We start from the raw sequence: 20727 nt of genomic DNA on the forward strand, positions 1-20727 counted from the left end.
CACCTAATTTTTGACGGATGATTTATAAGATCAGGATTATTCTTGATGCGGAAGAGGATATTTTTAGGGATATCGAGATTGAGGAAACCAATACCTTAGAGGATTTTCACAATGCCATTACCCAAGCCTTTGGCTTTATGGGTAGCGAAATGGCATCGTTTTATACCTGTGATGACGAATGGAACCAAGACGAGGAAATCGCACTATTCGATATGAGTGAAAACGGGTCTGACATCCGATTGATGGCCGAAACGACCTTGGATCAGGTATTGACCGAACAACATCCGAAAATGATCTATGTCTATGATTTCTTTAAGATGTGGACCTTTTTCGTAGAGTTGGCCGATATCGTCGAAAAAGAAGACGGCCGCTCCTACCCCAACCTGCTCTTCACATTCGGGGAACTCCCCGATGAACCGCCGGAAAAAACCTTCGAATCCGAACCAGGGCTTGATATCGACGATAGCCTCGAAAGCTACGACGACCTGGATTTTGATGAAAATTGGAATTGATCCAACCAACGATATAAGCGCTAATCCAACCCAGCGAAACGAACTATGCTCAATCTTTACAACGCCCAAATCGAAAACCTGTCCCTACACCGGGTGGGCAACAGACACCGTAACGAACCGATTTTCCTCTCACAGGAAAAGGTGCGCATGAACGATGAACTTTCCGCTATTCTCAAAGAATACTTTTTCAAACCCTTTCGCGAAAAAGAGGAAAATTACTATCACTTCAACCATGAGGTCGAAGTGGAGTTCAATGAAATCTACAAATTGACCGATGCGGCATTCACCGGATCCGAAGATTTCCATGCGCTTTCCACCCAAATCGCCAAGCACTTGCACGATCAATCGAACCATCCGCATATTAAAAACGGGGAGATATACGTGGCTGCGATATCGGGTATTTTGCTCGACAATGAAAAAGTAGAGGCCTTGGGCATTTTCAAAAGCGAGCTGAAGCACGATTTCCTTGAATTCAAGCAAGCCCCGGGGCATCTTGAGATCGATATCCGACAAGGGGTCAATATCAATAAACTCGATAAAGGCTGCTTGGTGTTCAACACCCACAAAGAAGGGGGGTATAAAGTACTCTCGGTCGACAGCAACCGTTACGATGCCAAATACTGGCTTGAGGATTTTCTTGGATTACAAGCCTTGACCGATGAGAACTTCTACACCAAGAACTACTTGAAGTTTTGCCAAGGCTTCGCCAAGGATGTGGTGCTGCCCGCAGAAGACAAACAACAAGAAGTATTGTTCATGAACCGGGCCGTAAACCATTTCGCGAAGAACGATGCCTTTGAAGAGACCAACTTCTTGAACGAGGTGATCGAAAACCCGGAACTGATCCCCGAGTTCAAGCACTATAAGGTTGAAAAAGGCCCTAAGTACAGCATCGAGGACGTTTCGAACTTCGATATCGCGAACAAGGCGGTTTCAGTCGCTCGAAAAAAGATGAAAAACGTCATCAGTCTCGACACCAACATCCAAATCAAAATGGACTTCATCAATCCGGATTCAGCGGGTAAGTTCGTTGAAAAAGGATGGGATGAGGAGCGACAGATGTACTATTACCTGGTGTATTTCAATAAAGAGCAGAAAAGCTAGACTAGCGGCTTCCGGCGATGATATCCTGCATGCTCATGTCTTGGTAGTTCCGTTTGACGAAATCCAAAGCCAAAGCCAACACTTGGCCCATTTTCTTGCTTTTCTTGAAGTTGGCATCCAAGGTCAGGTCATAGATCTCCCCTTTGAGCCGTTCGATATTATCGGGTAGCGAAATGCTGTCTTGCTCCACGATTTTTTCCAATTGGCGGATGCGATCCCCCGAGCTCAAGATCCGTTTGGCCACGATCGAACGCTCTTCGATCTTGTATTGGTCGACCGAACTCTTCTGCAACCGATGGCGCACCAATTCGACCATCTTGAAGTTTTCCTTGAAAAATTGGGGGCGGTAGACCTTCAGCTTCCCTTCAAAACATTGCTGATCGAAATCGATAGCCCGGATCTTATACACCACATGATCGAAATCATGAACGGGTACGATCACATAATTGTACGAGCGCATATCGCCAAGTAAGCGGATCATACAGCGTTCATTGAATTTTACGAATTCCTTGGCCAACTGTGCCTTTTCGCGCATCGAAAGGGTCGGCAGGAAATCCTTGATGAAAACATCCCCAGGTATACCCGCGATATGCTCTTCGATCAAGGTGTCTTGATGTACCAAAAAGTTCAGGTTATAAGGCGAAAGCATGTGCTCCAGTTCAAGTCCGTAGACCCGTGAAGCGTCGGTCTTCTTGACATAGAAATAAGTGTAATTGTCGTTTAGGATGTTCCGCACTTTGATGCGAAACGGCTTCGAATTGCCGAAGGTGCAGTAATCGACCGCATCGATATTCAAGAATTCCAAGATGCGGTTGCCCCCATCCGAATGCAAGATCGAATACACTTTTTTCAAGCTCTTATCGATTTCCTCCCGGTCGAATTCCGAATAATAGACGCGCACCCAAAGGGTGTCATTACCTTCATCATCCTCAACGGCGATAGAACCGGCGAAACGCAACAGGTCTTCATAAAATATCGGTATCTCGATTTTGCGGTTGTATTTCGCGAGATAGGCATCCAACTCGGGGATCACCGGATAGGCCGGCTTTTTTTTCGACATTAATTTTTCTTCCGACATTCTAGCTCATTTATGTAACAAAAAACACGATTCTTCGTCAAGTTACTACAAACACCTAAAAAAACAACCACCATTGGACACGATACTAACGGTGAACCACCTCACCAAGAAGTTTGGCTATCTGACCGCCGTAAGCGACCTTTCCTTCACCATAGAAAAAGGAAACGTCTATGGCATCCTCGGACCGAACGGTAGTGGTAAATCAACCACCCTGGGCATTATTTTGAACGTCGTCAACCGTACTTCGGGCGACTTTTCATGGTTCGACGGAACGACCTCGACCCATGAGGCCTTGAAAAAGGTAGGCGCCATCATCGAGCGGCCGAACTTTTATCCGTACATGACCGCCGTACAAAACCTGAAATTGGTCTGCAAGATCAAGGAGGTTTCCGATGACAAGATCCAAGAGAAACTGGAGCTCGTCGGGCTTTGGGAACGCAAGGACAGCAAATTCAAGACCTATTCGTTAGGAATGAAGCAACGCCTCGCCATCGCTTCGGCCCTGCTGAACGATCCCGAAATCTTGATTTTGGACGAACCGACCAACGGCCTGGATCCCGCAGGGATCCACCAGATCCGTGAGATCATCAAGAAAATCGCCGGTCAAGGTACGACCATCCTATTGGCCTCACACCTGCTCGACGAAGTCGAAAAAGTCTGTTCGCACGTGGTCATCCTACGCAAAGGGGTCAAACTCTATTCGGGGCCGGTCGACGGTATGTTGGCAAGCCATGGCTTCTTTGAACTCAAGACCACTGCCATGGAAGAGCTGCGGAGCTTACTTGAAAAAAATGCCAGTTTCGGCAAGATCGAAACTGAAAACGGCACTTTGACGGCTTATTTGAAGGAGGAAATGAATGCGGAGGAATTGAACAAAATGCTCTTCGACAAAGGCATCGTCTTATCGCATTTGGTAAAACGAAAAGAAAGTCTCGAAGAACAATTCCTGGCCTTAACCAACAACAACTAATCAAGAAACGCATGATACGCTTACTCCATATAGAATTCATCAAACTTTGGAACAATAGGGCCAGCAAGGTGCTGATCATCTCCTATTTCGTCTTGTTGACCTCGATCGCGCTGATCGCGGCAATCAAGTTCGACATCGGACCGGTAAAATTCCATTTGGCCGAACAGGGTATTTTCAATTTCCCTTACATCTGGCATTTCAACACCTTCATTACCGCCTTCTTCAAACTGTTCCTGGCCATAGTAATCGTTTCGATGATGGCCAATGAATACAGCAATAAGACCATCAAGCAGAACCTGATCGATGGTTTATCGAAAAAGGAATTCATCCTTTCGAAGTTTCTCACTGTGATTTCCTTTGCAGGGATCTCGACCATCTTCGTTTTCGTCGTCAGTATGATCTTAGGCTTGATCTATTCCGATTACAACGAATTCTCGATCATTTTTTCGGATTTGGAGTTTTTGGTCGGCTTCTTCGTTAAATTGGTGGGCTTCTTTTCCTTCTGCCTTTTCTTGGGCATTTTCGTGAAGCGCTCCGCCTTCGCCTTGGGCTTTTTGATCCTTTGGCAGATTTTCGAGGGCTTTGTTCGGGGTATGTTGCGTTGGAAGGTCTTTGACTCGGAGGGTACGGATGCCGTCATGGGTTTCTTTCCGTTGAATTCGATGTTCAACCTCATCAAAGAGCCCTTTACACGGCTTTCAGCAGTGCAAAACGTGGCCAACCAAATCGGGGAAAAAATCGAGCTGGATTACCATGTACACTGGTACGAAATCCTTATTGTGCTCGGTTGGACGGCCATTTTCATCTATTTGTCCTACGCATTATTAAAAAAGCGTGATTTATAGTATCTTACAGTGTTCGCTGATGCTGTATGATGAAAAAATTGCTCCAACTTCTTTGCCTGGCCTATTCGTTAGCGGGAATAGCGCAGGAATGTCCTGACTTGATCACCCCTTTGGCGGGGGCGACCAACGTCCCTGTCGACACCCCTATTATTTGGGAGGCGGTCGATGGTATACCCGGGTACCGTATCCGTATCGGAACAACGGACGGAGGCGCTGAGATTTTGGAACGATCCGTCGGTAACGCCACGATTTTCAATCCCCCTTTGGGCCTTCCGGAAAACACGGAGATTTTTGTGACCATCATCCTCGATTTCCTATTCCAAGGTAGTGAGGATATCATATGCCCCAGCCAGTCCTTCCGAACGGAAGATGTGACCACGGCTCCGGGCTGTACCACTTTCAACAACCCGATCGACGGTAGCACCGATGTCAGCGTGTTCACTAATTTTTCATGGTCTTACGCCCCGACGGCTACGGAATATATCCTATCCTTGGGTACTACCCCTGGTGGTACGGATATCCTACCCCCTACCAATGTAGGCAACACCTTGAATTTCAATCCTCCGGGCGATTTACCCCCGAACCAACAGATTTACGCCACCATCATACCGCGAAATGAAAATGGGGCCGCAATGCCCTGTCAGGAAATCAGTTTCATGACCGGAGAAATCGCGGCCTTGCCAGGCTGTACCACCTTGGTCAGTCCGCTGAACGGAGCCTCCAACGTACCGCTGACCCCATTGATCGAATGGCTCCCGGTTCCCGGGGCCACAGGGTATCGGGTTACCATAGGTACCACACCCGGAGGCAATGATGTACTCGATAACGCAAGCTTTACCACCACCTCGACCTTCGTTCTGGACTTTCAACCCAACCTCACCTTCTTTATCACCATCGTTCCTTTCAACGATGCCGGTGACGCCCTGAGTTGTAACGAACAGAGTTTTTCGACATTACTGGGTTGCGGACCGTTTTTGGACGTGGATACCGGGGAGTTCGTAACCCTGAATCCGGAAATCGATTTTCCCGACACCTTGTCCTTTTGTGAGAACGAGGCACCCTTCATCGTGACCACCACCGACGTGGCCGATGGGTTTCGATGGTTCGAGGTCGATCAATTCGGTAATGAGACCTTGCTTTCGGAAACGAGTGAAGTGGCGCTGACCGAAAACGGCACCTATCGCTATGAAGCCTATACCTTGGTCGATCAATTCGGTGATATCATTGAGTGCCCTACCACCAAAACCTTTGAAGTGGTCTCGTCCGAAATCGCCACGATCACCAATCTCTTGGCTGTAGGCGATGCCATGGGCTTGCGCATAACCGTGGAAGCCACCGGTAACGGCGATTACGAATATGCCATCGACAACCGTGACGGCCCTTATCAAGACAGCAATGTGTTCGAAAACGTGACTCCAGGTTCACACACCTTCTATGTGCGCGACAAAAACGGATGTGGCATCGTGGAAGAAGGCTTCGTGCAAGATCTGAGTGTGGAAGGCTTTCCGAAGTTCTTTACCCCCAATGGGGACAGCATCAACGACTTTTGGCAATTCATACAGCCCCCGAATACGGAGGCGATCGTCTTGCAGAGCATCCGTATTTTCGACCGCTATGGCAAACTCCTGAAAGAGATCAGCCAAAACTCCCTCGGATGGGATGGCACCTACGGGGGCAGTGATATGCCATCAGGCGATTATTGGTTCAAGGCCATTGATGAAAGGAATCGTGAGATCCAAGGGCATTTCGCCCTAAAACGTTGACCGGTTTTATCACATAAAACGCCCATGCTTTCGTATTTTTAAAGCATGAAATTCAAAGTCGTTTCGGAATTCAAGCCAACCGGTGATCAACCCCAGGCCATTCAAAAATTGGCGGAAGGTATCGAGCAGCGGGAACCCCATCAGACCCTTTTGGGAGTCACGGGTTCGGGGAAGACCTTCACCGTTGCCAACGTCATCGCCGAAGTACAACGACCTACCTTGGTTTTGGCACATAACAAGACCTTGGCGGCCCAATTGTATTCGGAGTTCAAACAATTCTTTCCGGAAAACGCGATTGAATATTTCGTCAGCTATTATGACTACTACCAACCGGAAGCCTATATTCCGACTAGTGGTACCTATATCGAGAAAGACCTCTCCATCAACGAGGACATCGAAAAACTACGATTGAGCGCGACCTCATCGCTATTGTCAGGACGCCGTGACGTGCTGGTCGTAGCCTCGGTTTCTTGCCTTTATGGCATCGGAAACCCGGTGGAGTTCCAGAAGAACGTGATTTCGATCCATCGAGATCAGGTCATTTCACGCACCAAGTTTTTACATCAGCTGGTACAAAGCCTGTATTCACGGACCACGGCCGATTTCCGAAATGGCAATTTCAGGGTCAAGGGGGATGTAGTGGATGTGTTTCCCGGTTATGCCGACCATGCGTTCCGGATCCATTTTTTTGGGGATGAGATCGAGGAAATCGAAGCCTTGGACCCCTTCAACAACAAGGTCATCGAAATCTACGACAACCTTAACATTTACCCGGCCAATATGTTCGTGACCTCGCCCGACGTGCTACAAAATGCCATCAAGCTGATCCAAGACGATTTGGTCGCCCAGGTGGACTATTTCAAGGATATCGCCAAACCGCTGGAAGCGAAACGCTTGGAGGAGCGTACGAATTTCGATTTGGAAATGATCAGGGAACTGGGGTACTGTTCGGGCATTGAAAACTATTCGCGCTATTTGGATGGTCGGCAACCCGGCACCCGTCCGTTCTGTTTGCTGGATTACTTTCCGAACGACTATTTGATGGTCATTGACGAAAGCCATGTCACCATACCCCAAGTACATGCCATGTACGGTGGGGACCGCTCTCGAAAGGAGAATCTGGTGGACTACGGTTTCCGACTCCCCGCCGCTTTGGACAACCGCCCTTTGAAGTTCGAAGAGTTCGAAGCCCTGCAGAACCAGGTCCTTTATGTGAGTGCCACCCCGGCGGACTATGAATTGCAGCTCAGTGAGGGCATCTATGTCGAACAGGTCATTCGACCTACCGGTTTATTGGATCCCATCATCGAGGTGCGTCCGAGTTTGAACCAAATCGATGATTTGATCGAGGAGATCCAAAAGCGGGTCGAATTGGACGAACGTACCCTAGTGACCACCTTGACCAAACGTATGGCCGAGGAATTGACCAAATATTTGACCCGTATCGATGTGCGCTGTCGCTACATCCATAGTGATGTGGATACGCTGGAGCGTGTCGAGATCATGCAAGACCTGCGCAAGGGCCTCTTCGACGTTTTGGTGGGGGTCAACCTGCTGCGTGAAGGATTGGATTTACCCGAAGTCTCCTTGGTCGCCATTCTCGATGCGGACAAGGAGGGATTTTTACGCAGCAACCGTTCTTTGACTCAGACGGTGGGCCGCGCGGCGCGTCACCTTAACGGAAAGGCCTTGATGTATGCCGATACCATTACCGAAAGCATGCAGAAGACCATTGATGAGACCAACTACCGAAGGGGCAAACAAATGGCCTACAACAAAGAACACAACATCGAACCCAAGGCCTTGAACAAGAGCCTTGACAACGCCTTGGCCAAGAATTCGGTCTCAACCTACCATTTCCAAAAGGAGGAAATCAGGGCAGCCGAACCGGATCTGGAATACCTTACCCCCGCACAACGCGCGAAACTGATCGTGCAAAAACGAAAGGCCATGGAAAAGGCAGCCAAGGAGTTGAATTTTATGGAAGCGGCCAAATTGCGCGACGAAATCAAAATGCTGCAAGAGCAAGAATAAGAAAAGCCCTGCCGAACGACAGGACTTTTCCAACTAACCAACTAAACAAACCAACCACTGTGATTTGGATTCGCTGAATCCAATCACCAGTATTTTTCCTTATCCGATTTCGATCAAACGTTTCGGTTTAGGCAAAGCCGCTTCTTTTTTGGGCAACTCCAACCGAAGGATCCCATCTTCGAAATTGGCTTTGATTTGGGCTTCATCTACGCTCTTTGGCAAAGTAAAGGCCCTTTTGAATGCTGCGGTGCGGAACTCCCTTCGGGCGTATCCACCTTCCGTGTTTTCTTCCTTGGTCTCGATTTCCGAAGAAACCGTCAATACGTTCTTATCGACCTCGATGTTCACATCCTCTTTTTTGAAACCGGGCAAGGCCAATTCCAAAGTGAATCCGGTATCGCTATGCTTTACGTTCACTGCAGGTACGCTATTGGCATAAGAATCCAAACCACCGAACCAATCAGGGCGTAAGAATTCGTTGAATATACTAGGTACGATAACATTGTTTCTTTTAACTAAACTCATGACTGTTGTTTTTAAATTTTAGCTTCACTTGCTTAAAGACAAAAGCCGTACCAAGACCAAAAAATGCCATTATGGCGTATTTGATATTCAAAAACACGTCACAATGGCAGTTTTATACAGGCAAATAGTGCCGATCGGGCACAAAAAAATCCTGAATGACTTCAGGATTTTTCGGCTAATTCAAATAACTACAATGTCTTATGCAGCAATTCTCACGGGAACCGTGTACATTTTACCCTCCTTAAAAGCGGTGATATCGACTTTTTGGTAGTTCAAACGACCTTTTACGAACCCTTCGAGGTCTTGGTCGTCCGTATCAACGGATAGCACAACGATCTCGCCTTCCTTGTTAATGGTAAAGCGGACGTTGGCAGTCAAATCGTCAACGATGTCGAAGGAATTGGTCTCCAACATCTTGTGGATTTGGGTAGATAATTTTTTCGTGGTTTCCTCTGGTTGAACGTTGGCGGTTGCCGTTCCGAAGGCCATTAGTGCGACAGCACAGATTACACTGATTTTTCTCATGATGATTTCGTTTTTTGAGATTGATAAATTTGATGAATATGCTATAAAGACGCCCGAAAATTCAGAATGTTACAGGAAATTATAATTTTAACAGTATTTTAATCAATCCGGTATTTTCAATTGCCGCTTCAAAATTACGTCCCGATCAAGCGGGAAAAAAGACTTGGACTTCGATTTAATCCCTTTTTAATATGCCTAACCTTAGGGTTACAAAAGCCTTCCATTTTAGGCCAATGTCCCCGTTTGAACCTGTCATGGGCAGGCCTTGAAAACCTTAGCGATCTAAGAGGAACTTCCTGTGGTGATGGCCTGTATTGCTTGAGCATCAAAAATGGTTTGGGTATCCAAAAAAAAAGCAACGTTATAAAAACGTTGCTTTTCCGATCAACCCCATAAACCTATGACGTCACCCTTACGTTGACGACAAAGGTCTCTCCGATGGCCTCATCGGCCACTTCGATCTTCTTGTTGTCGAGTTTGCGGTTCAAGAACCAGGTCAGGTCCTTTCGGTTCGATAACACCTTAACCACCTCGATCTTGCCTTCTGCATTGACCTTGAACAAGACGCGGGCCGTGGCATCGTCTTTTTCCACGTCGAGGGCATTGTCGGCCAAGATGGCTTGGATCTGTTTTGAAATGTCGCCTTTTGGGTTGGCGGTCGCTTCACTGGTAGCGGCGAAAGTCGTCGCCGTAAACAATAGGGCCACAGCCCCTAAAACCAATCGTACTTTTCTCATAACTGTTTTGATTAAATTGATGAATTGATGAATATATCAACAAGACATGCGGGCCAGGTATTTTGTTACGGTTGGGATACCGGTTTAACCAATTTTTGGGAGTTTATCCCCCAGTCTTAACAGAATTTCAGAAACCGCAAAAAAAAAGCGGCCCTTCTAAGGCCGCTTTCTTTGTATTGTGAGGATCCTTTTTAGGCAAGGACCTCTTTGACCTTATCGGCCGCTTCTTGGAATTGGACTGCGGAGTGTACCGCCAATCCTGAAGAGTCGATGATTTCCTTGGCCAATTCGGCATTGGTTCCTTGCAAACGCACGATGATCGGCACTTTGATCGAATCGCCCATATTCTTATAGGCATCGACGACCCCTTGGGCCACACGATCGCAACGTACGATTCCGCCGAAGATGTTGATCAATATCGCTTTGACGTTGGGATCTTTAAGGATGATCCGGAAGGCTTCCTCAACACGCTTGGCATCGGCGGTACCCCCGACATCCAAGAAGTTGGCAGGCTCACCACCGGCCATCTTGATCAAGTCCATAGTCGCCATGGCCAATCCGGCCCCGTTGACCATACAACCTACATTTCCATCCAAATCCACATAATTCAACCCCACGGCACGGGCTTCCACCTCAATCGGATTTTCTTCCCGTAGATCGCGCATTTCGGCATAGGTCTTTCTTCGGTACAAGGCGTTGTCATCGATCGAGACCTTGGCATCAACGGCCATGATCTTGTCATCCGAAGTCTTCAAGACCGGGTTGATCTCGAAAAGACTGGCGTCACTTTGCTCGTACGCTTTGTATAGGGAAGAAACGAACTTCACCATTTCTTTGAACGCGGCACCCGAAAGGCCCAAATTGAAAGCCACTTTACGTGCCTGGAACGGTAGCAAGCCGGTTGCGGGATCGATTTCTTCGGTAAAGATCAAATGCGGGGTCTTTTCGGCCACCTCTTCGATATCCATACCCCCTTCGGTCGAATACATGATCATGTTTCTACCGGTGGCGCGATTGAGCAATACCGACATATAAAATTCATTGGTCTCGCTATCACCTGGATAATAGACATCCTCGGCGATCAAGACCTGGTGTACTTTTTTCCCTTCAGCGGAAGTCTGCGGCGTGATCAGGTTCATCCCGATGATGCTACCGGCCAACTCCTCGACCTCTTTGAGGTTCTTGGCAAGCTTGACCCCGCCCCCTTTACCACGACCACCGGCGTGCACCTGTGCTTTGATGACGTGCCATCCGGTTCCTGTTTCTTGGGTCAATTGCTTGGCGGCATCTACCGCTTCCTTGGCATTGTGGGCCACGATTCCCCGTTGTATCCGGACACCGAAACTTGCTAAAATCTCCTTGCCCTGGTATTCATGAAGGTTCATATCTGTGCGTATTTCTTAGGCCACAAAAATAGGAAACCGAACCTAGATTCAATAATAAAAATGGAATATTCGGCACAAGGCGCTTAAAGACCTCAGTCGACTTTGAAATCCTCAAAATCCAGCGGATCGAAATTCTTGAAATGGCCGTTCATTTCAATGACGGCCTTGGTCGTATTGATCTGCTCCAAAACCGTGATGGTCGATTCCAAATGATCGCGGATGAACATCAGTCGGGCGGTTTCGTTGGTCAATTGCAACAATTGGTATTCTTGGTCGAAGGAGAGGCCCATTTTATGCGCAAAGGCATAGCTGTTGAATTTTTCCGTGGGTATTTCGGGCAATTCAACGGACATCAGCTCGTACAGGGTTTTGATCTTCCCCAAAACTTGTTCCCTCAGTCGGGGATCGGCATCGTTGTCCGATTCCAGGAATTCTACGATACCCCCGGCATAGAGTTTGCCCTCCAAGGTGTTTTCGAAACTCAGCACCCGAAACACCTGACGGGCCACGCAGACCACATCCATTTCGCCCCCTTCATAGGTATTGACCACTTCGACCAATTGCACCTCGACCCCAAACTCGATTTTTTTATTGATATATACCGGGATGCCAAAGGTAATGGCCTCGTCTCGGCAGTCTTGGATCAGTTGCCGGTAGCGTTCCTCGAAAATATGCAAGGGGACGGTCTCACCGGGGTAAAAGACGGATTGCAATGGAAATAAGGGGAGTTTCATAGCGGGAATTTGCCTAAAAATACACACTGGTCCCCGAACTCCCAAAATCCCTAGTTGTTATTTTTATAACAAAATGTTGTATTTTTTTATATCCAACTCGTATTATTTGCCACTGACCCCGGTGTGTGCTAGATTTGTTTAAAAATGGAATTATGTTAGCTTCCGATCTACTAGCTATAGCCGACGAATACGGCGCCCCGGTCTATGTTTACGACGCTGAAAAAATAGCTGCCCAATACACGCGCTTGACCAAGGCTTTCGACGGGGTAGGCACTTTACGATTGAACTATGCCGCCAAAGCCCTATCGAACATCAGTATTTTACGACTGATGAACAGCCTGGGCAGCGGACTTGATACCGTTTCCATACAAGAGGTTAAATTGGGTCTTATGGCCGGTTTCAAACCGGAATCCATCATTTACACCCCCAACGGGGTTTCCTTGGAAGAAATCGAAGAAGCCGCCGCCTTGGGGGTTCAGATCAATATCGACAACCTTTCCGTATTGGAGCAGTTCGGCAGCCGACATCCGAAAACCCCGGTCTGTATCCGGATCAATCCGCATGTAATGGCAGGGGGAAATTCGAACATTTCGGTCGGCCATATCGATTCGAAGTTCGGTATTAGCATCCATCAAATTCCGCATTTGCTGCGTATCGTAGAGTTGACCCAAATGAACGTCAACGGCATCCATATGCACACGGGCAGTGACATCCTTGACATCGACGTCTTCCTCTATGCCTCCGAGATCCTCTTCGAAACGGCCAAGAACTTCAAAGACCTGGAGTTCATCGATTTCGGAAGTGGTTTTAAAGTGCCCTATAAGGAAGGCGATATCCAAACCAATATCGAAGAACTCGGCAAGAAGCTCAGCAAGCGCTTCAACGAATTCTGTTCCGAGTACGGGCGGGAGTTGACCCTGGCTTTCGAGCCCGGAAAATTCCTTGTCAGTGAAGCTGGTTACTTTTTGGCCAAGGTCAATGTGGTCAAACAAACTACCTCGACGGTTTTCGCCAGTGTCGATTCGGGCTTTAACCACCTCATCCGGCCGATGCTCTATGGGGCGCAACACCAGATCAGCAACATTTCGAATCCTGATGGCCGCGAGCGCTATTATTCGGTAGTAGGGTACATCTGTGAGACCGACACTTTCGGCAACAACCGCAGGATCAATGAAATTTCGGAAGGCGATATCCTGGCCTTCAAAAACGCTGGGGCCTATTGTTTTACGATGGCCAGCAATTACAATTCAAGATACCGCCCGGCCGAGGTACTGTGGTACGGTAATAAAGGGCATCTCATCCGCAAGCGCGAGACCTTTGATGATATCTTGAACAATCAGGTCGACAACGCGGCCCTTTTCGAACCGGCCAAACCCAAGGCGGTGGCCCAATGATATGATCGACGTACTGACCATCTTCGTTAGCATGGTACTGGCCTTTCTCGCCGGACTACACTTTTATTGGGGGATGTTCGGTATTATGGATATATCCGCCGTGGTACCCACCGATCCGAAAACAGGCAAGGTACTTTCACCCGGTCGCTTGGCTTCTGTAGCCGTTGGTCTTGTTTTATTGTGCTTCACTTTTGCTATTATCAATAAGGCCTTGGTGCTGATTACCGCCAGTTGGTTCCACCAACTGCCCACCTTTATCGGGCTGGTGTTCCTCTTGCGTGCTTTTGGTGATTTTCGCTATGTCGGTTTCACCAAAAAACACCGCCAATCGAAATTCGCACGATTGGACACCCGCTACTATTCGCCCCTTTGTTTATTGCTCGGGGGACTGATCTTGGTCGTACAAGCCTTTAGCTGATACTTTTTTGGCATAATTTTCGTTAGTTTTGATAGTGTCGGAAGACCAATGACCCAAAAAATGTGAATGATGAAGCAGTTCCTACTTGTATGTTTCCTGATGATAACGGTTTCTTTAAGCGCCCAAAAGGTGGAGTGGATCTCTTGGGAGGATGCCGTAGCCTTGACCCAGAATGAGGGCAACACCAAAAAGGTGTTCGTCGATGTGTATACGGATTGGTGTGGCTGGTGCAAGAAAATGGATAAGGACACCTTTCAAAATCCGGAAGTGGCCGCTTATATGAAGGAGAACTTCTATATGGTCAAGTTCGACGCTGAAGGCAAGGAAGCCATCGATTATGACGGCCGCACCTTTAAATATGTTCCTTCAGGAAGGCGTGGGTACCACGAATTGGCCGCTGCCCTACTCCAAGGCCGTATGAGCTACCCGACCGTAGTGTTCTTGGACGAAAATCTTAAAATGCTTTCCCCGGTCCCAGGTTACCAAAAAGTGGAGCCGTTTTTACAGATCGCCCGCTACTTCGGTGAGGATATCTACAAAGATCAGGACTGGAAGACCTATTCGGGCGTCGGCAAGTAATTTCCTTTACAATTTTCGGTACTTCTGTTGACAAGGTTCGATACAGAGGTAAGAAAGGATGAGATTGTCATCCTCCACCGTGATGAAGACCTTCAATTCATCGCTGAAACAATCCGTCGGTGTTAGAAAATTATCGATTGAAAATTGGGTAAGGGTGTCGTTCGCGATTTGATAGCTACCACTGACCGTACCCCCAACTTGGGTATCCATATTACAAAGGGAACCATTGGCCTCATAAGTACCGTCCTCGGCGAAGGTCACCCGTTTTGAACTGACTACGGGGCGGAATACCCCACTGCCATCACCGGGATCGGCCAATTGTTCGAACAAGACCCAACTGCCCACCAAACCGGAGGCATCTTCAATCACACGATCGTCTTCGGAACAGGCCCAGAATAGGCCACAACAAGCAGCAAAATATAGGATTCGTTTCATCGGTAGGCTTTCTTTTTAGATACGGATTTACCCAAGGGTTGCTTACAAGAGGGCGACCATTAAAAACCCGAGGTAGGTGCCCAGGGCATTCCCTAAGGTTCCCACCAAGATTGCGGGTAGGATCAGCTCGTTTCGCTTAAAGGTCTCGGCCAGGGCGATAGCCGATGTGCCTCCGCCGATATTCGCCTGACTGGCAATGGCGACCATATCCCAATCGCGAAAAGCCAAGCCACCCAATAGAATGGTCAACAGTCCGTGGATCAACACCGCCACTGTGGCGAACAGGAGTAGCGTCAATCCGACGTCTTTCAAGGAAATCACGGCACTGATCTCACAATACGCCCCAATAACCGCTAAAAAGATATAGACTAGAAAGAGCCCTAGGATATGGCTTCCGCCCAGTCGCTGCACGAATCGGAATTGGGCCAAGACGATGCCCAAGGTCGAAATGGTCAGGATGGAGGGGATTTTGGGTACGAATTCACTCAGCAATTCAGAGGCCCATAAGGCAGTAAGACCGATGACCAACAACCAGCCGAGGGATAGGATATCGAGCGGGCTTTCGGTGCCCTCGGGAGCACTATCGCTCTGTATGCCAATGGTACGGTCTGTCCATAAAGGACGCATCAAGACGGGAATGGCCAAGGTGACGATCAACCATATGGTGGTGATCACATTGTCCACGGCAATGGTACCCGCATAGAGGGTGCCCTGCTCCTGAAAATCAAAGGCCAGGGCGACCGCATTGAAATTGACACTACCCCCGGTATAGGATCCCGTCAGCATGCCCGCGATGATCTTGGCCTGTTCGCCCAAGACGGTCTCCGGAGCGACGACGAACCAGGCGATGAGAATACCGATACCCAAGGATAACGACCCGATCAAAAACAAGGAGATCATAGGTATGCCTGCCTTTTTGATGGCGCCAAGGTTCGCCCCCAATAAGAGGTAAAAGATGGATATCGGGGCAAGGTATTCGAATATGCCCGAATAGAGCGGAATACTGTTCGAGGCGGTTGGCACCAAACCTAAGTTGGCCAAAACCGCCGTAAAGACGATGACCAATAAGGCCGACCCCAATTTGCCGCCCCATTTCGTTTTGGCGGCACGTAGCGAAAGGACCACCATGAGGCAGAGTACGGCTAAGACATAAATCGGGTTTTCGAACACAGGCGCTGGTTTCAGTGAGGTTCGAAGATAGCCAATTCCGATTTAGGAATGGGAACGGGAATTAACGGCTGTAGTTCGGGCTTTCTTTGGTGATGGTCACATCATGCGGATGGCTCTCTTTGATACCGCTGAAGGTGACCTTGACGAACTGTCCGGTCTCTTGTAAGGTCTTCACATCCTTGGCGCCGCAATAGCCCATCCCTGCGCGTAGGCCTCCGATGAACTGGTGCATGCTTTCGTACAAGTCGCCTTTGTACGGCACCCGACCTACGATTCCTTCGGGCACCAACTTCTTGATGTCGTCTTCCACATCTTGGAAATAGCGGTCCTTACTTCCTTCCTTCATGGCCTCGACCGAGCCCATACCACGATAACTTTTGAACTTCCTGCCTTCGTAAATAATGGTTTCCCCAGGGGATTCCTTGGTACCGGCCAGTAGGGAACCTAACATGACCGTATCGGCACCGGCCGCAATGGCTTTCGGAATGTCACCCGTATAGCGTACCCCACCATCGGCGATGACGGGTACCCCGCTGCCTTTGATGGCGTTGGCCACTTCCAACACGGCGGAAAACTGTGGGAAACCGACCCCGGCTACGACCCGTGTGGTACAGATCGACCCTGGACCGATCCCAACCTTGACGGCGTCGGCCCCGGCTTCCACCAAATACTTGGCGGCATCGGCCGTGGCAATATTGCCGACGATCACGTCGAGCTCTGGATATTCTTTCTTAACGGCCTTCAACATTTTGACCACCCCTTGCGAATGTCCGTGGGCGGTATCGATGACGATGGCATCGACCCCGGCATGTACCAAGGCCCCCGCACGCTCGACCCCGTCTGGGGTCACCCCGATGGCCGCCGCTACGCGCAAGCGCCCGTATTGGTCTTTATTGGCGATCGGTTTTTGGGTGAGCTTGGTGATATCACGGAAGGTAATCAGGCCGACTAAGGTATAGTTGGCGTCGACTACCGGCAATTTTTCGATTTTGTTTTCTTGGAGGATGACCTCGGCTTCCGATAAGGTCGTGCCTTCTCCGGCAGTAACCAGGTCTTTGGTGGTCATCACCTCGGTGATGGGCCGTTCGTTGTTCTTTTCGAACCTCAAATCTCGGTTGGTCACGATCCCGACCAATTTGCCGTCGTCTTCCACAATCGGGATTCCCCCAATGCTGTGTTCCTTCATGCTGGCCTTGGCATCGCGTACGATCGCACTCAAAGGCAGGGTCACCGGATCCAAGATCATGCCGCTTTCGGCCCTTTTTACCTTGCGTACCTTATTCGCCTGCTGTTCGATGGTCATGTTCTTGTGCAAGACCCCGATACCCCCTTCACGGGCCATGGCAATGGCCATTTGGGATTCGGTCACCGTATCCATGGCGGCGGAAACGATGGGCACGTTGATTTCGATATTTCGCGTGAACTTGGTCTTAATGGAGACTTCACGCGGCAAAACCTGTGAATAGGCGGGTACCAACAATACATCGTCGTAAGTAAGGCCTTCGCCAACAATCTTGTTTCGGTGGGATTCCATGCAATTACGGATTAATTGCGTGCAAATATACCACATTTTCATGCAATGCGGAAGGGGCTCGTTTTTATCGAAAATTTAAGCCAAATAATTTTTATTTAGACTGATTTTAAATAATTTTATTCCCTCAAAACAGAACACTATGTGCAACGGACAACGGGTACTCAATCAAAACGCGAACGGCATCTTCACCTATTGTGATCATTCAAAGCTGTTCCAATTGGTCTATAACAACCTCTGCTTTGAATTCTACGAATGGGAACTGGACGTTTTCCGGAATTATATCGACGCGATCGATGTGGTCAAATGGGAGTCGGAAATGGCCCGTTCCATGCACCGGCGAAAAATCCCCATCGGGGTCGGCAACAAACATTTTTTGATCCTGATGACCCGTGAGGAAGTACAGGAATTGAAAAATCTCCTACATTTGGAGGTCAACACCATGCCGCTATTGCATAGCAAAGACATTGCCTACCGATTTACGGCAAACTAATTCCCAAAGTGTTTTCAGGAATTATTGGATTTGGAAAGCGGCCTTTAGGATTCGGCCGCTTTCTTTCCCTTATAATTTGAACTGTAAGGTGGTGTAAAAGGTGCGGGGTTCGGCGGGAATGATTCCGGGGCCTGGATAACCGGTCGCCCTTCGGGTGAAATACGAATTGTCCAATAGGTTATTGACCCCTGCTTCCAATTTGAATTTCTTATAGGTATAGGACAACGATAGGTCTAGGATATCATAGGCCGGTATGGCTCCTTCGATACCACGCTGGTTGTCGTTGACGTCTTGGGGCGCATTGGTAGCATCCGTGAACTGCTCCGACAAATAGGTGTATTGCAGGCTCCCCAAAAAGTTGCCATAGCCAAAGCCCAAACCGGCTTTCAAGTTGAGATCAGGGATGAACTCCACCTGATTCCCTTCCACATTGTTCCTTGCCGATTCGGTATACTCGGATCGGGTGAACGCTGAATTCAAAAATAAGTTCAGCTTGAAGTCGTCCAAACCGGGTAATAGGGCTTCTTTGATATTGAAATCGGCAAAGGTTTCCAATCCGTAGATAAAGGCGGTACCGATGTTCCCACGGAAGCGTATCACCCTACCCGTCTCCACTTCCTCCCCGGCCGCATTGATCTGGGTCTCATTGGCCAAGATCTCGCCCAAACGGTTATCGTACAACAAACCGAACGCACTCACATCATAGCTGAACAATTGTCGGTACCGACCGCGAATCCCCAAATCGGCGGTAAACCCATCTTCATCGGAAATATTCGGATCGATCTGGAAAGAAGGATTCACCACACGGATATCACTGAAGGTCACCGAACGGTAGTTCTGCGAGAAATTGGCATAGACTTCCAAAGCAGGTGAGGGTTTATAGGATGCCCCAAGCCCTAAAAGCAAAAAATTCCGCTCAAAAGTGCGGTTGTCTTCAACCGCTTCGTTCAGCAGTGGGTTGCCAGCCAGATCCAAAACGATGTTTTGAAAACTCCCAGCACTTTCCGTTTTGATATACTCGAAACGGAATCCGGGGGTGATGGTCAACTTATCGGAGAACGTAAAGATATTCTCCCCGAATAGGGCAAGGTTACGATTCGGGAATTCAAATTGGGATTGGCGTTCATAATTGGGGAAATCGTCCGTCGCGAAACTGAAATCAGGATTCGCGGCAGCTGATCCAGGACCTTGTCGTTGTTCATTGGCCGTCTGATAGTATTTGCTCCCGAGGAGCAACACTGCAGGGCGTTCTTGAATCGTGTAGCGCGTCAAGAGCCGGGCTTCGGCTCCCCAATTTGAAAACTCGTCGACCAACAATTCTCGGGCTTCGTTGGGATCGTCGGGCTGTGAAACGCGATTCGTCCGGAACCCTAACGCCTTACGTGCGGCATCCAAGGTAAACAGATTCAAACTGAAATCCGTTGCGGCCGAAAAACGATGATCCAAACGAAGGGAGAACAACTTCCAATCCACATTGAACCAATTGCGCTCCCGATTGCTGAATTCGGGGTCCTCGATAAACTGGGCGTCGGTCAATCCGCCGGGCTGTTGGGCCAAGTAGTTGAGCAAGGTGGCTTCAAAGGCCAATGAGGTCTTGTCACTCAATCGGTAGTCGATATGGGCAAAATAATTGCGACTGTTGAAATTGGAATTCGGTCGGAAGCCGTTGCCTTCCTTATAATTGAAGTAGGTGTAATACCCCAGTTTGCCCACGGTACCCGACAGGCTATTAAAACTGGTCTTCAAATCAAAGGAACCCACCGTTTGTCGCGATATCCATTCGATTTTCTTCGTGGGATGGGGTTTTTTAAATTTAAAATTCACCAAGCCTCCGAATTGGGGGCCGTACTGTAACGAAGCCGCCCCACGCACTACCTGGATCTGATCCAAAGCTTCGGCCGGTGGTGTATAATAGCTTTCCGGATACCCTAAGGCATCGGCGCTGATGTCATAGCCGTTCTGACGGGTGGTAAAATTGGCCGTGCGGTTGGGGTCCAGGCCCCTACCCCCGATATTGAGCTGCAACCCACCATCGCCGTAGTCGAAAATATTGAGGCCTACGACCTGGTTATAGATTTGACGGGGATTGTTCGCGGCCAGATTCCCGGTGATATTGTCGAGCAACACCACTTCACTTTTCTTGCCCGCATAAATCGCAGTGCCCTCGACCGCTTTCAACTTTTGTAGGGCGAATACTTTTTCCCGTTCTTGGGTCAGTACGACTTCTGAAAGTGCCGTTTCGGCAATAGGTAATAATTGGATCGTTACTTCCAAAGCGCGATCGAAGGTGAGTTCCTGCTCGTAGACCTGAAATTCATAGGCGTAGACCACCAAGGTAAATTTACCTCCTGCTACCGATTCGAATACAAACCCGCCCTTGGCATCGGAAACGGTCAACAGTTGGAGTTCCTTCAGGTAAACTTCAGCCCCCGCGATCGGGGTCCCTTGGGCATCGCTCACCGAACCGGTGATTCGATTTTGCCCCATACAACATA

20 protein-coding genes are annotated in these 20727 nt (G+C 48.7%); 10 read left to right on the forward strand and 10 right to left on the reverse strand.

The genetic code is table 11. The features are described 5' to 3' along the window. Positions 1-17: 17 nt before the first annotated feature. The gene (locus ABV409_RS11750) at positions 18-512 is read left to right on the forward strand and encodes an IS1096 element passenger TnpR family protein (protein WP_353877782.1); all 495 of its coding nucleotides are present in this window, start codon (positions 18-20) and stop codon (positions 510-512) included. Positions 513-557: 45 nt separating this feature from the next. Further along, complete coding sequence (locus ABV409_RS11755) at positions 558-1616, forward strand: nucleoid-associated protein (protein ID WP_353877783.1); 1059 nt, start codon at positions 558-560, stop codon at positions 1614-1616. Between the two features lies 1 nt (position 1617). Here ABV409_RS11755 and ABV409_RS11760 read toward each other — a convergent pair whose 3' ends face one another. Further along, a complete protein-coding gene (locus ABV409_RS11760) occupies positions 1618-2694 on the reverse strand; it encodes a hypothetical protein (RefSeq protein ID WP_353877784.1) in 1077 nt (358 codons plus the stop codon). Positions 2695-2767: 73 nt separating this feature from the next. Here ABV409_RS11760 and ABV409_RS11765 point away from each other — a divergent pair, with 73 nt between their 5' ends. Genes ABV409_RS11765 through uvrB form a run of 4 tightly spaced genes read left to right on the forward strand, consistent with a single transcriptional unit; the run spans position 2768 to position 8306 of the window. Continuing rightward, on the forward strand, positions 2768-3664 hold the full coding sequence (locus ABV409_RS11765; RefSeq protein WP_353877785.1) for an ABC transporter ATP-binding protein: 897 nt from the start codon (positions 2768-2770) through the stop codon (positions 3662-3664). A gap of 11 nt (positions 3665-3675) precedes the next feature. Beyond that, on the forward strand, positions 3676-4509 hold the full coding sequence (locus ABV409_RS11770) for an ABC transporter permease (RefSeq protein ID WP_353877786.1): 834 nt from the start codon (positions 3676-3678) through the stop codon (positions 4507-4509). A 29-nt stretch (positions 4510-4538) separates the two neighbouring features. Beyond that, on the forward strand, positions 4539-6272 hold the full coding sequence (locus tag ABV409_RS11775; RefSeq protein WP_353877787.1) for a T9SS type B sorting domain-containing protein: 1734 nt from the start codon (positions 4539-4541) through the stop codon (positions 6270-6272). Between the two features lie 45 nt (positions 6273-6317). Next, complete coding sequence (gene uvrB, locus ABV409_RS11780; RefSeq protein WP_353877788.1) at positions 6318-8306, forward strand: excinuclease ABC subunit UvrB; 1989 nt, start codon at positions 6318-6320, stop codon at positions 8304-8306. A 99-nt stretch (positions 8307-8405) separates the two neighbouring features. Here uvrB and ABV409_RS11785 read toward each other — a convergent pair whose 3' ends face one another. The 5 genes from ABV409_RS11785 to ABV409_RS11805 form a co-directional block, all read right to left on the reverse strand. After that, positions 8406-8831, reverse strand: coding sequence for an Hsp20/alpha crystallin family protein (locus tag ABV409_RS11785; protein WP_353877789.1), 426 nt, complete (start codon positions 8829-8831; stop codon positions 8406-8408). Positions 8832-9029: 198 nt separating this feature from the next. Continuing rightward, on the reverse strand, positions 9030-9356 hold the full coding sequence (locus ABV409_RS11790; RefSeq protein WP_353877790.1) for a hypothetical protein: 327 nt from the start codon (positions 9354-9356) through the stop codon (positions 9030-9032). A 398-nt stretch (positions 9357-9754) separates the two neighbouring features. Further along, positions 9755-10093 (reverse strand): hypothetical protein, encoded by a 339-nt coding sequence (locus tag ABV409_RS11795; protein ID WP_353877791.1) that lies wholly within the window; start codon positions 10091-10093, stop codon positions 9755-9757. Positions 10094-10284: 191 nt separating this feature from the next. Next, the gene (gene sucC, locus ABV409_RS11800) at positions 10285-11478 is read right to left on the reverse strand and encodes an ADP-forming succinate--CoA ligase subunit beta (RefSeq protein WP_353877792.1); all 1194 of its coding nucleotides are present in this window, start codon (positions 11476-11478) and stop codon (positions 10285-10287) included. Between the two features lie 92 nt (positions 11479-11570). Further along, positions 11571-12212 (reverse strand): LON peptidase substrate-binding domain-containing protein, encoded by a 642-nt coding sequence (locus ABV409_RS11805; RefSeq protein ID WP_353877793.1) that lies wholly within the window; start codon positions 12210-12212, stop codon positions 11571-11573. A 152-nt stretch (positions 12213-12364) separates the two neighbouring features. Between ABV409_RS11805 and lysA the strand changes: the two genes are divergently transcribed. The 3 genes from lysA (at position 12365) to ABV409_RS11820 (ending at position 14603) form a co-directional block, all read left to right on the forward strand. Continuing rightward, entirely contained in the window at positions 12365-13606 is a 1242-nt protein-coding gene (gene lysA, locus ABV409_RS11810) for a diaminopimelate decarboxylase (RefSeq protein WP_353877794.1), read from the forward strand. A 1-nt stretch (position 13607) separates the two neighbouring features. Next, complete coding sequence (locus tag ABV409_RS11815) at positions 13608-14024, forward strand: DUF3995 domain-containing protein (protein WP_353877795.1); 417 nt, start codon at positions 13608-13610, stop codon at positions 14022-14024. A 69-nt stretch (positions 14025-14093) separates the two neighbouring features. Further along, on the forward strand, positions 14094-14603 hold the full coding sequence (locus ABV409_RS11820) for a thioredoxin family protein (RefSeq protein WP_353877796.1): 510 nt from the start codon (positions 14094-14096) through the stop codon (positions 14601-14603). Positions 14604-14609: 6 nt separating this feature from the next. Here the strand turns inward: ABV409_RS11820 and ABV409_RS11825 are convergent, their stop codons facing one another. The 3 genes from ABV409_RS11825 to guaB form a co-directional block, all read right to left on the reverse strand. Then, positions 14610-15038, reverse strand: a complete 429-nt coding sequence (locus tag ABV409_RS11825; RefSeq protein WP_353877797.1) for a hypothetical protein — start codon at positions 15036-15038, stop codon at positions 14610-14612. Positions 15039-15080: 42 nt separating this feature from the next. Further along, positions 15081-16208: a DUF819 family protein gene (locus ABV409_RS11830; protein WP_353877798.1), complete on the reverse strand. Its 1128-nt coding sequence runs from the start codon at positions 16206-16208 to the stop codon at positions 15081-15083. Positions 16209-16269: 61 nt separating this feature from the next. Continuing rightward, entirely contained in the window at positions 16270-17742 is a 1473-nt protein-coding gene (gene guaB, locus ABV409_RS11835) for an IMP dehydrogenase (protein ID WP_353877799.1), read from the reverse strand. Between the two features lie 139 nt (positions 17743-17881). On the opposite strand from guaB, the gene ABV409_RS11840 reads away from it, so the two are divergent. Continuing rightward, complete coding sequence (locus ABV409_RS11840) at positions 17882-18232, forward strand: DUF6686 family protein (RefSeq protein WP_353877800.1); 351 nt, start codon at positions 17882-17884, stop codon at positions 18230-18232. A gap of 69 nt (positions 18233-18301) precedes the next feature. On the opposite strand, the gene ABV409_RS11845 is transcribed toward ABV409_RS11840, so the two are convergent. Continuing rightward, positions 18302-20719 carry a TonB-dependent receptor domain-containing protein gene (locus ABV409_RS11845; RefSeq protein WP_353877801.1) on the reverse strand — a complete coding sequence of 806 codons (2418 nt, stop codon included), beginning with the start codon at positions 20717-20719 and terminating at the stop codon, positions 18302-18304. Positions 20720-20727 lie beyond the last annotated feature (8 nt).

It is taken from the genome of Flagellimonas algarum, assembly GCF_040513375.1.
GTDB lineage: Bacteria > Bacteroidota > Bacteroidia > Flavobacteriales > Flavobacteriaceae > Flagellimonas_B > Flagellimonas_B algarum.

What these genes read in the sequence shown, in the direction of transcription:
- uvrB (WP_353877788.1), top strand. Translation starts at nt 6,318, where the DNA reads ATGAAATTCAAAGTCGTTTCGGAATTCAAGCCAACCGGTGATCAACCC.
- lysA (WP_353877794.1), top strand. Translation starts at nt 12,365, where the DNA reads ATGTTAGCTTCCGATCTACTAGCTATAGCCGACGAATACGGCGCCCCG.
- sucC (WP_353877792.1), bottom strand. Translation starts at nt 11,478, where the DNA reads ATGAACCTTCATGAATACCAGGGCAAGGAGATTTTAGCAAGTTTCGGT.
- ABV409_RS11795 (WP_353877791.1), bottom strand. Translation starts at nt 10,093, where the DNA reads ATGAGAAAAGTACGATTGGTTTTAGGGGCTGTGGCCCTATTGTTTACG.
- ABV409_RS11785 (WP_353877789.1), bottom strand. Translation starts at nt 8,831, where the DNA reads ATGAGTTTAGTTAAAAGAAACAATGTTATCGTACCTAGTATATTCAAC.
- ABV409_RS11755 (WP_353877783.1), top strand. Translation starts at nt 558, where the DNA reads ATGCTCAATCTTTACAACGCCCAAATCGAAAACCTGTCCCTACACCGG.
- ABV409_RS11775 (WP_353877787.1), top strand. Translation starts at nt 4,539, where the DNA reads ATGAAAAAATTGCTCCAACTTCTTTGCCTGGCCTATTCGTTAGCGGGA.
- ABV409_RS11840 (WP_353877800.1), top strand. Translation starts at nt 17,882, where the DNA reads ATGTGCAACGGACAACGGGTACTCAATCAAAACGCGAACGGCATCTTC.
- guaB (WP_353877799.1), bottom strand. Translation starts at nt 17,742, where the DNA reads ATGGAATCCCACCGAAACAAGATTGTTGGCGAAGGCCTTACTTACGAC.
- ABV409_RS11825 (WP_353877797.1), bottom strand. Translation starts at nt 15,038, where the DNA reads ATGAAACGAATCCTATATTTTGCTGCTTGTTGTGGCCTATTCTGGGCC.
- ABV409_RS11760 (WP_353877784.1), bottom strand. Translation starts at nt 2,694, where the DNA reads ATGTCGGAAGAAAAATTAATGTCGAAAAAAAAGCCGGCCTATCCGGTG.
- ABV409_RS11790 (WP_353877790.1), bottom strand. Translation starts at nt 9,356, where the DNA reads ATGAGAAAAATCAGTGTAATCTGTGCTGTCGCACTAATGGCCTTCGGA.
- ABV409_RS11770 (WP_353877786.1), top strand. Translation starts at nt 3,676, where the DNA reads ATGATACGCTTACTCCATATAGAATTCATCAAACTTTGGAACAATAGG.
- ABV409_RS11820 (WP_353877796.1), top strand. Translation starts at nt 14,094, where the DNA reads ATGAAGCAGTTCCTACTTGTATGTTTCCTGATGATAACGGTTTCTTTA.
- ABV409_RS11815 (WP_353877795.1), top strand. Translation starts at nt 13,608, where the DNA reads ATGATCGACGTACTGACCATCTTCGTTAGCATGGTACTGGCCTTTCTC.
- ABV409_RS11845 (WP_353877801.1), bottom strand. Translation starts at nt 20,719, where the DNA reads ATGGGGCAAAATCGAATCACCGGTTCGGTGAGCGATGCCCAAGGGACC.
- ABV409_RS11750 (WP_353877782.1), top strand. Translation starts at nt 18, where the DNA reads ATGATTTATAAGATCAGGATTATTCTTGATGCGGAAGAGGATATTTTT.
- ABV409_RS11805 (WP_353877793.1), bottom strand. Translation starts at nt 12,212, where the DNA reads ATGAAACTCCCCTTATTTCCATTGCAATCCGTCTTTTACCCCGGTGAG.